This is a genomic window from Thalassotalea fonticola, assembly GCF_032911225.1.
GTDB lineage: Bacteria > Pseudomonadota > Gammaproteobacteria > Enterobacterales > Alteromonadaceae > Thalassotalea_A > Thalassotalea_A fonticola.
Genome location: NZ_CP136600.1, coordinates 2,927,951 through 2,940,288 on the forward strand (window position 1 = coordinate 2,927,951; position 12,338 = coordinate 2,940,288).

Sequence of the window (12,338 nt, forward strand, 5' to 3'; positions counted from 1 at the left end):
TAACTAATATATGCTTGCGCTTTAACACTAAAGTATTCACAAAGAATGCTCATCATAAAAAGGTAAAGGAACCATGTTCGGTAATCTAACAGCTCTACCAGCCGATCCTATCTTAGGTTTATTGGCAAAATACAGAATAGATCAAAATCCCAACAAGATTGATTTGGGTGTTGGTGTTTATAAAAACGAAGCAGGTCATACTGCAATTTTAGATTGTGTAAAAGCTGCTGAAAAATTTCGTTTAGATACTGAAGATACCAAGGTCTATATCGGTCCTACCGGCTCAGCATCTTTTAATGATGAAATGGCCAAACTTGCTTTTGGTGAGCATGATGTTATTGCACAAAATAGAGTTCGAACGGTATCAACGCCAGGCGGTACTGGCGCACTTCGTGTAGCGGCAGAATTTATAAAAGCCTGCAAGCCAGGTGCAACTATCTGGGTGAGTGACCCAACTTGGGCAAACCATACCGGTTTATTTCAAGCTGCCGGCCTAACCGTAAAAACTTACCCATATTATGATTATGAGAACAAATCATTAAAATTTGAAGAAATGATTTCAGCGCTTGCCAACGTAGGCAAAGAAGACGTGGTATTACTCCATGCTTGTTGTCATAACCCAAGCGGTATGGATTTAAACCAGCAACAATGGCAACAAGTATGCGCATTGGCCGCTGAAAAAGGCTTCACGCCATTAATTGATATGGCCTATCAAGGTTTTGGTGATGGTTTAGAAGAAGATGCTTACGGTGTGCGTTTAATGGCCACTAGCGTTGAAGAAATGATCTTATGCAGTTCATGTTCGAAAAACTTTGGCTTATACCGCGAACGTATTGGTGCATGTACTATTATCGGTAAAGATGTAGCCACTACAGATATCGCTAATTCAGTTTTATTAAGCGTAGTACGTTGCATTTATTCTATGCCACCAGCACATGGTGCCGCAATCGTTGAAACTATTTTAACGTCTGATGAATTACGTAACCAATGGCATGAAGAGCTGGCTGTCATGCGTAATCGCATTAATGGCAATCGTCAATTGCTTGTAGATAACCTAAAAGCACAAGGCGTTGCTCGAGACTTTAGCTTTATTACCGAGCAAAAGGGCATGTTCTCTTTCTTAGGTATCACCCCTGAGCAAGTACAACTTCTGCAAGATGAATATAGCATCTATATGGTTGGCTCTAGCCGCATGAGTATTGCTGGTATTGCGAATAGCAATGTTGATTATTTAGCTGAGTCTATTGCTAAAATTTTATAGCAAAGCAAAGATAAATAAATCACTTCACTTGAAAAGCAAGCCTTTTCTGCTGAGGATTAGTACACAATAGACAAAAAAGACTTTCATAATGGAAGTCTTTTTTTTTCCTAAAATAACTTTAACGGTCTGAATTTTATCCATTTAAATATTTATAATTCTAAATAGATAAATAATACATATAAATTTGATGATTATTTAATCGCCTTTAAATTGCTTAAAACGCATTACTGATTTATCTTCCAATTCGCAAGGTTTACTCCCAAGTACCTTAAAATTAAAAGTATTGCCAACCAATTGCTAAGCTTTTAATTCGCTGCAAGTTATCCGTAGAAGTAATTAACAGCAGATCTGTATTTGGCCACTCCTTGAGTGGCCATTTTTCTTTCTGCTAAATCAAATCATCATCAACAAAATTTATATTGCTCCTTTATACCAATTCTAATAAGTTAGGATATCTATATTTTAAATTCGAGTAATTTATGGGAACAGGCAGTCACCACAGCAATGACGATCCTCGTAATGCTGACATACAAATAAATATTAATGGCGAATTATTTCATCGTGATCAGGCAAAGGTTTCGGTATTCGATTCCGGCTTTATTCTTGGTGATGGGGTCTGGGAAGGCCTTCGATTGCACCATGGCAAATTACCTTTTATTAATCAACATATGCAGCGCCTGTATGAAGGTGCAAAAGCTCTCGATATGGAAATTGGTATTAGTAAAGTCGAACTGATTAATAGAATATTTGAAACCTGCCAAGCTAATGACATGCATAATAATGTGCATATTAGATTAATGGTGAGTCGTGGAGTGAAGTCTACCCCCTACCAAGATCCACGGGTAACTATTACCCCTGCAACTATAGTGATCATTCCTGAATATAAAATGCCTTCGCCCGACGCTCTTGATAAAGGTCTGAACCTATATACAGTTTACGTACGCAGAGGCTATCCAGATGTTCAAGACCAAAAGCTAAATAGTCATTCGAAGCTCAATTGTATTTTCGGCTGTATACAAGCAACCAAGGCTGGCGCTGATGAAGCGCTGATGTTGGACCCTCACGGCTTTGTTTCTACCTGTAACTCAACTCATTTCTTTATTGTTCGCAATGGCGAAGTATGGACTTCAACAGGCGATTATTGTTTGTCAGGTATTACCCGTTCAAACATCATCAAACTGTGCGAGGAAAATGACATTAAGGTTTATCAGAAAAACTTCACCCTTTCTGAAGTTTATGGCGCTGATGAAGCATTTGTGACCGGAACATTTGCCGGTGTGACACCGGTTAAATGTGTTGATGGCCGAGATATTGGTGACTATCAACAAAGAGCAGGTAAAGGCGAAATTGTAACCCGCTTACAAGACCTTTATAAAGATATGATTGCTAAAGATTTCGGTTAATTCCATTGCCAAGAATAACGAAGGAAACACCATGACGTTAAAGATTGCTATGTGGTCTGGCCCAAGAAATATATCTACTGCAATGATGCGCTCTTGGGAAAATCGTAATGACACACAAGTCGTTGATGAACCGTTTTATGCCTATTATTTAGCACAGACCAAAGCTGACCATCCAATGGCAAAAGATGTATTAGCCAGTCAATCAAGCAGCTGGCAAGAAGTTAGCGAGCAATTAAGCCAGGAGCAATATCAAGGGAAGATCTTTTATCAAAAGCACATGACACATCATATGCTCGATGATATCGATTTAACCTGGACCAAAAAATTACGGCACTGCTTTTTAATTCGTGATCCTTTGTTTGTTATTAACTCCTACGTAAAGAAAATGCCTACGGTAAGCACTGAAGACATTGGTATAAAGCGTCAATTAGAGTTGTACCAACAGATAACTGATATCACCGGCCAAGATATTCCCATTATCGACAGCAAAGATGTGCTAATCAACCCAAGAGGTATTTTAAGCAAGTTATGTGAAAGTCTTGCTATTGAGTTTGATGAAGATATGCTTAGTTGGCCAAAAGGCAAGCGCAACAGTGATGGTGTCTGGGCTAAGCATTGGTATGAGAATGTAGAAGCGTCAAATTCATTTGCCCCTTATCAAGAGCCCTTGATAAAACTTACGACTCAACAAAAGCAGTTAGCTCAGGAAAATGATAACTATTATCAGCAGTTGTACAAGAAACGAATTATCGTAACAGGAGAGAAGATAAAATTAGACCGATAACAAAAGAATATTTTATTTCATTGGCTGTTTTCAGTTAGAATAGCGTGCTTAAAACAATGAAAGTTCATTAAATATTTGGAAACTGTTGTGGCTATAATCGGCAATTTATTTATTTTATCAGCGCCAAGTGGCGCTGGAAAGTCTAGCTTAATTAAAGAACTACTTGAGCAAAACAATCCTCGCCCACTGCAAGTTTCAGTGTCGCACACTACCCGTGAACCGCGCCCGGGTGAAATTGATGGTGTGCATTACCATTTCGTCAGTGTTAAGCAATTCAAGCAATTGATTGCTGACGGCGCATTTTATGAATGGGCAGAAGTGTTTGGTAATTATTACGGCACTTCAGAAACAGCTATCGATGAGCAGCTTCAGCAAGGCGTAGATGTATTTTTAGATATTGATTGGCAAGGTGCTCAGCAGGTACGTTTGAAAAAACCACAAGTCACGACTATTTTCATTTGTCCACCAAGCAGAGAAGAATTGCAGCAGCGACTACGCAATCGTGGTCAAGACAGTGAAGAAATTATTGCCGAGCGCATGGAAAAAGCAGAATCTGAATGCTCTCATTATCAAGAGTTCGATTACATAGTAATTAATGATGATTTTGATGTTGCCATCACTGATTTAAATACCATTATTAATAACCAACGACTAAAACAATCTCAGCAAGCAGAGAAACATCAAGAGTTATTAACAAGACTGGCAGGTAAAGGTCTTTAGTTAATCGATTAAAGGATCAAAACATTCGCTGATTTGATCAAATTGCTAGCATAAAGTTTAAGCATTTAGTAAACTATGCGACTTATTCAAAAAAATTTGTTCTCTGGAGTAGTTTAATGGCTCGCGTTACTGTTGAAGATGCAGTTGAAAAAGTTGGAAATCGTTTCGATTTAGTATTAATTGCGTCACGTCGTGCACGTCAAATCGCCACTGGCGGTAAAGATGCATTAGTTGAAATTGAAAATGATAAACCTACAGTTCTAGCACTTCGTGAAATAGAACAAGACCTTATCAACGAAGAAATTATGGACAACGCTGATCGTCAAACACAGGTTCAACAAGAATCTGCTGAACTTGCCGCTGTTGCCGCAATTGTTGGTAGTCAAGTTTAAAACTAACGGGTAATCCTTACCTATTTAGTTAAAAATTAGATTTAAATAGAAAGCCAATGGCATTTGCCATTGGCTTTTCTTTTAATTTAAGCATTAATATCATAAACTAAGATCTGATTAACATCACCTTTTCATAAAGCATTTGGAGTAATGGGTGTACCTTTTTGAACCACTAAAAAAACAAGCTGAAACCTATTTACCTGATGAGCAAATTGAATTGCTAAAGCAGGCCTATGTTGTTGCCTTCGATGCCCACGATGGCCAAATGCGTTCAAGTGGCGATCCTTATATAACCCATCCGGTAGCTGTTGCCCGTAATCTTGCTGATATGCATCTTGATCATGAGACTTTGATGGCTGCCCTACTTCATGATGTTATCGAAGATACAGAAGTGACTGGCGATGAATTAGCAGAATTATTTGGTAATACCGTTGCCGAATTAGTCGAAGGCGTAAGTAAGCTTGATAAAGTAAGTTTTAGTGACAAACAAGAAATGCAGGCGGAAAACTTCCGCAAAATGATCATGGCCATGGTGCAAGATATTCGTGTCATATTGATCAAACTTGCCGATCGTACCCATAACATGCGCACCCTTGGTGCCTTACGTCCAGAAAAGCGTCGCCGCATTGCCAAAGAAACGCTTGAGATTTACGCACCAATAGCCAATCGACTTGGTATTCATGGTATTAAAAATGAATTAGAAGTTCTTGGCTTTGAGGGGTTATACCCAATGCGCTCGCGAGCTTTAAAAGAAGCAGTTAGCCAAGCTCGTGGTAACCGTAAAGAGATCATCGATAACATCCGTGAAGAAGTACAAGCTCGTTTGCAAGAGTCTGGAATTGAAGCTCAAGTTATCGGTCGTGAAAAGCATTTATACTCTATTTATCGTAAAATGCTTAATAAAGAATTAATGTTCAATGAAGTGATGGACATTTACGCCTTTAGAATAATTGTTGATGAAAAATTTGACACCTGTTATCGCGCTCTTGGTGCTGTACATAATTTATTTAAGCCTATTGAAACCCGCTTTAAAGATTATATTGCTATACCCAAAAGTAATGGCTATCAGTCTTTGCACACTTCATTAATTGGCCCACATGGTATTCCTGTAGAGATCCAAATAAGAACCTGGGAAATGGATCAAATGGCTGACAAAGGTGTAGCTGCCCACTGGGTTTACAAACAACAAGGTGATGAGACTACTAGCGGTTCAGCGGCCCAAGCCCGCGCTCGTAAATGGATGCAGAGTTTAATGGAGTTACAGCAAAGTGCTGGTAGCTCGTTTGAATTTATTGAAAATGTAAAAACCGATATGTTCCCGGAAGAAATTTATGTATTTACTCCCGATGGAAAAATCATTGAATTACCTATGGGCGCTACGGCTGTAGATTTCGCCTATGCGGTACACACCGATGTAGGTAATAGTTGTGTTGGGGCAAAGGTTGAACGCAAACCTTATCCGCTTAGAAAACCATTATTATCCGGGCAAACTATTGAAGTTATTACTTCTACTGGCGCCCGCCCAAATGCTACATGGTTAAACTTTGTAGTTACCGCCAAAGCTAGGTTGCAAATACGTAATTATTTACGCTCAATGGAAGAAAACGAGTCGCTCAATTTAGGTAATCGTTTATTAAACCACGCCTTGGGGCAAACAAAACTTGAAGACATTGCTGCAGAAAGAATTCAAGAGGTTGTAATTGAAACCGGCTATGAAACATTAGATGAACTAATGGTAAATATTGGCCTAGGCAATGCGCTAAGTATTGGTATTGCACGTCGTTTAACCGGTGAGTTTACTAACGATAATGAAGAGCCAAGTTACGGTAAAGCAAAAATGCCTATTAAAGGCTCTGAAGGTATGCTGGTTACCTATGGTAAATGCTGTCACCCTATTCCTGGTGATGATATTGTTGCGTACATCAGCTCGGGCAAAGGCTTAATGGTGCATCAACATGGTTGTCGAAATATTGGTGGCAGAGAAAAAGAATTAGGTAAGTTCTTCCCGGTAAAATGGGATAAAGATATTGATAGTGAATTTATTGCTGCCTTGCGTGTAGAAATAATTAACCATCAAGGTGTATTATCGCAATTAACATCTGTTATCGCCAAAAGCGATTCAAATATTCGAACCTTAAATTCTGAAGAAAAAGATTCAAATTTATACTTGGTATCGATGGAAATTACGTGTAGAAACCGAGTCCATATTGCCAATATCATTCGTAAAATTAAAATAATGCCTGATGTACAGCGCGTGATCAGACCAAGAAAATAAAAGAGACATTTATGAAAACAATTATTTCTACCGACAAAGCGCCAAGCGCAATCGGCACATACAGCCAAGCGGTAAAAGTTAGCAATACCGTATATTTATCTGGTCAAATACCATTAGATCCAGAAACCATGGAAGTTGTTAGCCAAGATTTTTCCGAACAGGCAGAACAAGTGTTTAAAAACTTATGCGCTGTTTGTGAAGCGGCTGGTGGCAGTATCAATGATATGGTAAAGGTGAACATATTTATGACTGACCTAACTAATTTTGCCACGGTTAACGAGATAATGAGTAAGTACTTTTCACAACCTTACCCCGCCCGTGCAGCCATTGGAGTCAGTCAATTACCTAAAGGTGTTGATATTGAAATTGACGGCATCGTTGAAATTCCAAATATTAACTAACCTAGTTACCAAAAATTAATACTGAATCATAAGGATAATAATGACTCCTGAAAGACACCAACGCATTCTTGATATGTTAAATAAACGCCAAATAGACTTAACTGTTTGCATGGAAGGCGTACATAAACCACATAACTTGGCTGCCGTGGTTAGAACATGTGACGCGATAGGTGTTAACGATGTACACGCTATTTGGAAAAACGAAGTAATGCGTGTTGGTGGTGGTACCTCTGTAGGTTCACAAAACTGGGTAAATGTTCACAGCCATGAATCAACCAAAGAAGCAATTACTCGCCTAAAAGAGCAAGGCATGCAAGTGTTGGTAACCAATTTGTCAGATACCGCTGTAGATTTTAGAGAAATAGATTACACCAAACCAACGGCAATTATTCTTGGCCAAGAGAAGTTTGGTGCATCTGATGAAGCGCTGGCCTTAGCCGATCAAGATATTGTTATCCCTATGGTTGGCATGGTGCAATCGTTGAATGTATCGGTTGCTTGTGCAGTAACACTCTACGAAGCACAACGCCAACGTAAATTGGCAGGCATGTACGACTCACCGTCCGATTTGACTCAAGAGCAGCGTAATAAAGTTTTGTTTGAAGGCGGTCATCCTATTTTTGCCAAAGCCTGTAAGCGCAAAGGTTTACCTTATCCAGAAATTGACGATGATGGTCAAATTGTTGCTGATGATGATTGGTGGGTCAAAATGCAAATGACTAAAGATGCCTGGCAGGATCTTGATCAGTAATGACCACGGCGTTACGCGAAGGACTGCATAACCTAGCAAGCACTCCAGTTACTGTACTTAAAGGTGTTGGTCCAAGTGTAGCCAAAAAATTAGAAAAGCTCGGCCTATATTCCTTACAGGACGTGCTTTTTCATTTACCCTTACGCTACGAAGATAGAACACGGGTATATCGCATACGTGATTTGATGCCAGGATTACATACCAGTGTTATTGGTGAAGTAGTCGATAATCAGGTATCTATGGGCCGCAGACGTATGTTGCTGGTTAAGATCAATGATGGCAGCGGTGAGCTCACCCTGCGTTTTTTTCACTTCTCTGCCGCTCAAAAAAATACCCTTAGCAAAGGTACACTTGTTCGTTGTTTTGGTGAAATTCAACGCGGAGGCCGCGGTTTTGAAATAATTCATCCCGAATACAAAAGAGTAGACAGTAACTCTAACGCTGAGCAAGTAGAAGAAACGTTAACACCTGTTTATCCAACGACCGATGGCTTAAGACAAATTAGCTTACGCAATATTTGCGACCAAGCCTTACTACGATTACAGCGTGGTAAAGTGGAAGAATTATTACCTGATAATTTCTTTGCCGAGCCTATTTCGTTAACCGAGGCCATTAAATTAATTCATCGACCAACCCCTGATGTTTCCGTAACACTATTAGAGCAGGGACGGCATCCGGCACAATTGCGCCTGATTAAGGAAGAACTGTTAGCACACAATTTAAGTATGCTTAAACTGCGTCAATCCAGTGATAAGCACCCGTCTATTCCACTGTTAATAGATGAAAAATTAGAACAAAAGTTTTTACAAAGTTTGCCATTTTCACCAACTAATGCACAAAACCGTGTGGTAAAAGAATTACGCCAAGATCTCGCTAAAGAGTTACCTATGATGCGCCTTGTGCAAGGCGATGTTGGTTCAGGAAAAACTCTAGTTGCAGGCCTTGCAGCTTTAACCGCAATTGGTCAGGGTTACCAAGTAGCCTTAATGGCGCCCACTGAAATATTAGCTGAGCAGCATGCAATAAATTTTGCCAATTGGTTCACACCTTTAGGCATACAAGTTGGTTGGTTAGCAAGTAAAAGCAAAGCAAAAATCAAAAAGCACGCACTTGCGGCAATTAGCGATGGTAGCATGCAAATGGTAATAGGCACACACGCATTATTTCAAGAACAAGTAGTGTTTCATAATATGAGCTTAATCATCATTGATGAACAACATCGATTTGGTGTGCATCAACGTCTTGAACTGAGAGAAAAAGGCAAGATTGGTGATTGTTATCCGCATCAACTAATTATGACTGCCACCCCAATTCCTAGAACTTTAGCAATGACAGCTTATGCAGACTTAGATACCTCTGTAATTGATGAATTACCGCCTGGCAGAACGCCAATTAAAACCGTAGCTGTTGCCGATATTCGCCGTGATGATGTTATCGAACGGGTAAGATTGAATTGTTTAAATGAACACCGCCAAGCTTATTGGGTATGTACGCTTATTGAAGAATCTGAAGTCCTGGAATGCCAGGCAGCAGAAGACACAGCAGTATATTTACAAGAGCAGCTAGGCGATCTTAAAGTTGGTTTGGTTCATGGCAGAATGAAAGCTGTCGAAAAACAAGCAGTGATGGATGAATTCAAAGCAGGCAATATTGATTTATTAGTGGCAACGACTGTTATTGAAGTTGGCGTCGATGTACCAAACGCCAGCTTGATGATCATAGAAAATCCAGAGCGCTTAGGGCTGGCACAATTGCACCAGTTAAGAGGCCGTGTTGGTCGTGGTTCGGTCGCCTCACATTGCGTGTTAATGTATAAGAGTCCGTTGTCAAAAACAGCAACAAAACGCCTTGGCGTATTACGAGAATCTAACGATGGTTTTTTAATTGCCGAGCGTGATCTTGAGATACGAGGACCCGGAGAGTTGCTCGGCACCAAGCAAACTGGTTTAGCCGATTTAAAAATTGCCGACCTAGTTCGGGATGGCGAATTAATTCCAGAAGTGCAACAACAAGCCTACTTGCTCTGGCGACAATTTCCAGAAAAAGCAGAAGCACTTATCAAGCGCTGGCTCGCAAACAAAGAAAAGTATTCCAACGCCTAGAACTAGGGTTAAAACTAGGGTCAGAGTCAAGTTTAAGTATCATTATCCAAAGAAATGCAACAACAAACATATTGGCTCTGGCGGTAACACCTTCCATAAAAAGCAGAAGCATTAATCAAACGCTGGCTCGCAAATAAAGAAAAGTATTCCAACGCCTAAAACTAGGGTCAGAGTCAAGTTTAAGTATAATTACCCAAAGAAGTGCAACAACAAACATATTGGCTCTGGCGCTAACACCTTCCAGAAAAAGCAGAAGCACTAATCAAACGCTGGCTCGCAAACAAAGAAAAGTATTCCAACGCCTAAAACTAGGGTCAGAGTCAAGTTTACGTATAATTATCCAAAGAAGTGCAACAACAAACATATTGGCCCTGGCGCTAACACCTTCCAGAAAAAGCAGAAGCACTAATCAAACGCTGGCTCGCAAACAAAGAAAAGTATTCCAACGCCTAAAACTAGGGTCAGAGTCAAGTTTACGTATAATTATCCAAAGAAGTGCAACAACAAACATATTGGCTCTGGAGCTAACACCTTCCAGAAAAAGCAGAAGCACTAATCAAACGCTGGCTCGCAAATAAAGAAAAGTATTCGAACGCCTAAAACTAGGGTCAGAGTCAAGTTTACGTATAATTATCCAAAGAAGTGCAACAACAAACATATTGGCTCTGGCGCTAACACCTTCCAGAAAAAGCAGAAGCACTAATCAAACGCTGGCTCGCAAACAAAGAAAAGTATTCCAACGCCTAAATAAAATTGTACTGACCACACTTATTTAAGTAAACTAAGGCTATTAATTGCGATTCCATTCCAACGAGTAAAATCAATGAGCACAGAACACAAAGATGTGAGTAAAACAGAAGATGAGACTACTCACTTTGGTTATAAAACCGTAAAAACTGATGACAAAGAAACCATGGTTGCCAGTGTTTTTCACTCTGTTGCTAAGCAGTACGATGTTATGAATGATTTAATGTCATTTGGCGTACATCGTTTGTGGAAGCGCTTTACCATTGATGCAAGCGGTGTTCGTCCAGGCAATAGCATTTTAGATTTAGCTGGTGGTACCGGTGACTTAACCGCTAAGTTTTCAAAACTTACCGGCCCACAGGGTAAAGTGATATTAGCTGATATTAACTCATCTATGCTTAACGTTGGTCGTGATAAATTACGCGATCTTGGCATTGTTGGTAATGTTGATTACGTACAAGCCAATGCCGAAGCTTTACCATTTGATGATAACAGTTTTGATATTGTCACAATTGCTTTTGGCCTACGTAATGTTACCGATAAAGATAAAGCTTTACGTTCAATTTACCGGGTATTAAAACCAGGAGGACGTTTATTAGTGTTAGAATTTTCTAAACCTGAACATGACTTACTTAATAAAGCCTACGATTTTTATTCATTTAATATTTTACCCAAAATGGGTGAGTTAGTAGCAAAAGATGGTGAGAGTTACCAATACTTAGCCGAATCGATTCGTATGCACCCTGATCAAGAAACATTGAAATCAATGATGGACGAGGCCGGATTTGAGCAAACAACTTATCACAATTTAACTGGTGGTATTGTTGCCTTGCACAAAGGCTACAAGTTCTAATTGTAATGAATATTGAGCAAATGCTGCCCAAGCAAGTATTAACCGCTTTGTTAGAGATTATTATCAACAAAGCGCTAAGCTTAGATCCAAAAATCAACAACAGCTTAGCAGCGGTTAACAATAAAAATATCACCATATTACTATCAGAGCTTGGTTTTCCGATAACCATGCAAGTTCATCAGCATGAAGTAAGCGTCATAGCCAGTAAGTTATCAACCGACTGTGTTATTCAAACGAGTCTAAAAACCTTACCGAAATTAACTCAAACAGAATTATTAACATCGTTAATCAAAACCGGTGAGCTTGACATTATCGGTGACCCTAAACTTGCTCAGCAATTTGCCAGCATCGGTGAGCAGTTGAATATAGATTGGGAACAGCAAATAGCAGAAAGAATTGGTGATGTACCGGCGTTTAAACTGGGTAAAATGAATAAAGCTATACTTGCAAAGCTTAGCTTCGCTAACAAACAAATTAGTCAGGATGCCAGCGAATATTTATTACATGAGCAGCGAATATTGGTTACTGAAACAGAAATTAATGACTTTAACCAACAGGTTGCAGATGTTGCCCAAGCCGTTGATAACTTAGCCAACAGATTGAAAACTATAACTAATATTTTATAAATATTTCAACATTTTAGGGAATT

The 12,338-nt window shown here is 39.5% G+C and carries 11 protein-coding genes; all 11 read left to right on the forward strand.

The window, feature by feature from the left end:
* Positions 1–73: 73 nt before the first annotated feature.
* The 11 genes from RI844_RS11845 (at position 74) to RI844_RS11895 (ending at position 12,315) form a co-directional block, all read left to right on the forward strand.
* The gene (locus RI844_RS11845; protein ID WP_348394877.1) at positions 74–1,261 is read left to right on the forward strand and encodes an amino acid aminotransferase; all 1,188 of its coding nucleotides are present in this window, start codon (positions 74–76) and stop codon (positions 1,259–1,261) included.
* A 479-nt stretch (positions 1,262–1,740) separates the two neighbouring features.
* Positions 1,741–2,664 (forward strand): aminotransferase class IV, encoded by a 924-nt coding sequence (locus tag RI844_RS11850; protein WP_348394878.1) that lies wholly within the window; start codon positions 1,741–1,743, stop codon positions 2,662–2,664.
* Between the two features lie 31 nt (positions 2,665–2,695).
* Positions 2,696–3,448 carry a sulfotransferase-like domain-containing protein gene (locus tag RI844_RS11855; RefSeq protein WP_348394879.1) on the forward strand — a complete coding sequence of 251 codons (753 nt, stop codon included), beginning with the start codon at positions 2,696–2,698 and terminating at the stop codon, positions 3,446–3,448.
* An 87-nt stretch (positions 3,449–3,535) separates the two neighbouring features.
* Positions 3,536–4,168, forward strand: coding sequence for a guanylate kinase (gene gmk, locus RI844_RS11860; RefSeq protein WP_348394880.1), 633 nt, complete (start codon positions 3,536–3,538; stop codon positions 4,166–4,168).
* A 116-nt stretch (positions 4,169–4,284) separates the two neighbouring features.
* Positions 4,285–4,560, forward strand: coding sequence for a DNA-directed RNA polymerase subunit omega (gene rpoZ, locus RI844_RS11865; protein WP_348394881.1), 276 nt, complete (start codon positions 4,285–4,287; stop codon positions 4,558–4,560).
* Between the two features lie 154 nt (positions 4,561–4,714).
* Positions 4,715–6,835: a bifunctional GTP diphosphokinase/guanosine-3',5'-bis pyrophosphate 3'-pyrophosphohydrolase gene (gene spoT / locus RI844_RS11870; RefSeq protein ID WP_348394882.1), complete on the forward strand. Its 2,121-nt coding sequence runs from the start codon at positions 4,715–4,717 to the stop codon at positions 6,833–6,835.
* 11 nt (positions 6,836–6,846) lie between these two features.
* A complete protein-coding gene (locus RI844_RS11875; protein WP_348394883.1) occupies positions 6,847–7,236 on the forward strand; it encodes a RidA family protein in 390 nt (129 codons plus the stop codon).
* A gap of 40 nt (positions 7,237–7,276) precedes the next feature.
* Positions 7,277–7,987 (forward strand): tRNA (guanosine(18)-2'-O)-methyltransferase TrmH, encoded by a 711-nt coding sequence (gene trmH / locus RI844_RS11880; RefSeq protein WP_348394884.1) that lies wholly within the window; start codon positions 7,277–7,279, stop codon positions 7,985–7,987.
* Entirely contained in the window at positions 7,987–10,089 is a 2,103-nt protein-coding gene (gene recG, locus RI844_RS11885; protein ID WP_348394885.1) for an ATP-dependent DNA helicase RecG, read from the forward strand. Before trmH ends, recG begins: the two co-directional genes overlap by 1 nt.
* Positions 10,090–10,912: 823 nt before the next feature.
* Positions 10,913–11,689 (forward strand): bifunctional demethylmenaquinone methyltransferase/2-methoxy-6-polyprenyl-1,4-benzoquinol methylase UbiE, encoded by a 777-nt coding sequence (gene ubiE, locus RI844_RS11890; protein WP_405054391.1) that lies wholly within the window; start codon positions 10,913–10,915, stop codon positions 11,687–11,689.
* Between the two features lie 5 nt (positions 11,690–11,694).
* Positions 11,695–12,315 (forward strand): ubiquinone biosynthesis accessory factor UbiJ, encoded by a 621-nt coding sequence (locus tag RI844_RS11895; protein ID WP_348394886.1) that lies wholly within the window; start codon positions 11,695–11,697, stop codon positions 12,313–12,315.
* Positions 12,316–12,338 lie beyond the last annotated feature (23 nt).

Bases quoted from the DNA above. Each gene is read 5' to 3' on its own strand.
- RI844_RS11845 (WP_348394877.1), top strand. From the start codon at position 74: ATGTTCGGTAATCTAACAGCTCTACCAGCCGATCCTATCTTAGGTTTA.
- RI844_RS11850 (WP_348394878.1), top strand. From the start codon at position 1,741: ATGGGAACAGGCAGTCACCACAGCAATGACGATCCTCGTAATGCTGAC.
- RI844_RS11855 (WP_348394879.1), top strand. From the start codon at position 2,696: ATGACGTTAAAGATTGCTATGTGGTCTGGCCCAAGAAATATATCTACT.
- rpoZ (WP_348394881.1), top strand. From the start codon at position 4,285: ATGGCTCGCGTTACTGTTGAAGATGCAGTTGAAAAAGTTGGAAATCGT.
- RI844_RS11875 (WP_348394883.1), top strand. From the start codon at position 6,847: ATGAAAACAATTATTTCTACCGACAAAGCGCCAAGCGCAATCGGCACA.
- trmH (WP_348394884.1), top strand. From the start codon at position 7,277: ATGACTCCTGAAAGACACCAACGCATTCTTGATATGTTAAATAAACGC.
- recG (WP_348394885.1), top strand. From the start codon at position 7,987: ATGACCACGGCGTTACGCGAAGGACTGCATAACCTAGCAAGCACTCCA.
- ubiE (WP_405054391.1), top strand. From the start codon at position 10,913: ATGAGCACAGAACACAAAGATGTGAGTAAAACAGAAGATGAGACTACT.
- RI844_RS11895 (WP_348394886.1), top strand. From the start codon at position 11,695: ATGAATATTGAGCAAATGCTGCCCAAGCAAGTATTAACCGCTTTGTTA.